This window comes from Ruixingdingia sedimenti (assembly GCF_031432425.1).
Taxonomy (GTDB): Bacteria; Pseudomonadota; Alphaproteobacteria; order Rhodobacterales; family Rhodobacteraceae; genus Ruixingdingia; species Ruixingdingia sedimenti.
In genome coordinates, this window is sequence record NZ_JAVKPH010000111.1 from 1 (window position 1) to 1322 (window position 1322).

The following is a 1322-nucleotide window of genomic DNA, read 5'->3' on the forward strand; positions in this document are numbered from 1 at the left end:
TGAACCGCGCCGGGTTTGCCGGAGGCTGATTTGGTTTAGTTACGCGGCCATGGCTTCAGTTTCCAGAGCCGCGTAGAAGTTTGCCTCGGCTTCGGCGGGCGGGATGTTCCCGATCGGCTCGAGCAGGCGGCGGTTGTTGAACCAGTCCACCCATTCGAGGGTTGCGTATTCCACGGCCTCGAAGCTGCGCCAGGGCCCCCGACGGTGGATGACCTCGGCCTTGAAGAGCCCGTTGATCGTCTCGGCCAGCGCGTTGTCGTAGCTGTCACCGACGCTGCCAACCGAAGGCTCGATGCCCGCCTCGGCCAGCCGTTCAGTGTATTTGATCGACAGATACTGGCTGCCGCGGTCGCTGTGGTGAACCAGCCCCATGCCCTTGACCGGGCGGCGGTCATGGACCGCCTGTTCGAGGGCATCAAGGACGAACCCGGCATACGCCGAGGTGCTGACCCGCCAGCCGACAATCTTGCGGGCATAAGCGTCGATGACGAAAGCGACATAAACAAACCCCTTCCAGGTGGCAACATAGGTGAAATCGCTGACCCACAGCATGTTCGGCGCAGGCACGCGGAACTGGCGGTTCACCTTGTCCAGCGGGCATGGCTGCTTCTTGTCAGGGATCGTCGTCTTGTGCGGCTTGCCCCGGATAATGCCTTGAATGCCCATGTCCTTCATCAGCCGTGCCACCGTGCAGCGAGCGATATCGAAGCCCTCGCGGCGCAGCTGGTGCCAGACCTTGCGCAGGCCGTAGACGCTCCAGTTGTCCTCGAAAACACGCCGTATCTCGGGGCGCAGCGCCTCGTCCCGTTTGGCACGATCCGACAACCGCGCCGGGTCGGCACGTTTGGCCAGATGGTCATAATAGGTGGCAGGGGCGATCGGCAGAACGTCGCAGATCGGCTCGACCCCGTGCGCATCCCGATGCGCGTCGATGAAACCCACCATCACTTCGGTCGGCGGTCGAGCTCCGCCATCGCAAAATACGCCGACGCCTTGCGGAGAATCTCGTTCGCCTGGCGCAGTTCGCGATTCTCCCGTTCAAGGGCCTTCATCTTCTCGGCCATCTCGGTCGGGATGCCGGCGCGCTTGCCGCTGTCGACTTCGGCCTTCTTGACCCAGTCGTTCAGCGTCTGCGGGGTGCAGCCGATCTTCGCCGCAATCGACATGACCGCCTGCCAGCGCGACGCGTGTTGACCCTCGTTGTCGAGAACCAGCCGCACCGCGCGCTCGCGCACTTCAGGGGAAAACTTGTTCGTCGTCTTGCTCATGATGCTCCATCCTACTCAGGAGTTGGAGCCTCCGGCAAACCCGGCGCGGTTCAT

At 62.9% G+C, this 1322-nt stretch carries 1 protein-coding gene and 1 other annotated feature; the gene reads right to left on the reverse strand.

Annotation, left to right across the window (positions count from 1 at the left end):
- Window positions 1-39 precede the first annotated feature (39 nt).
- Window positions 40-1268 (reverse strand): IS3 family transposase gene (locus RGD00_RS23320; protein WP_261517282.1). Its coding sequence is split into 2 segments (ribosomal slippage): window positions 40-980 and window positions 980-1268, totalling 1230 coding nucleotides; the frame shifts between segments, so codons are not numbered across the junction.
- Window positions 871-987: a sequence feature (AL1L pseudoknot), on the reverse strand. It overlaps the preceding gene by 117 nt.
- Window positions 1269-1322: the final 54 nt, after the last annotated feature.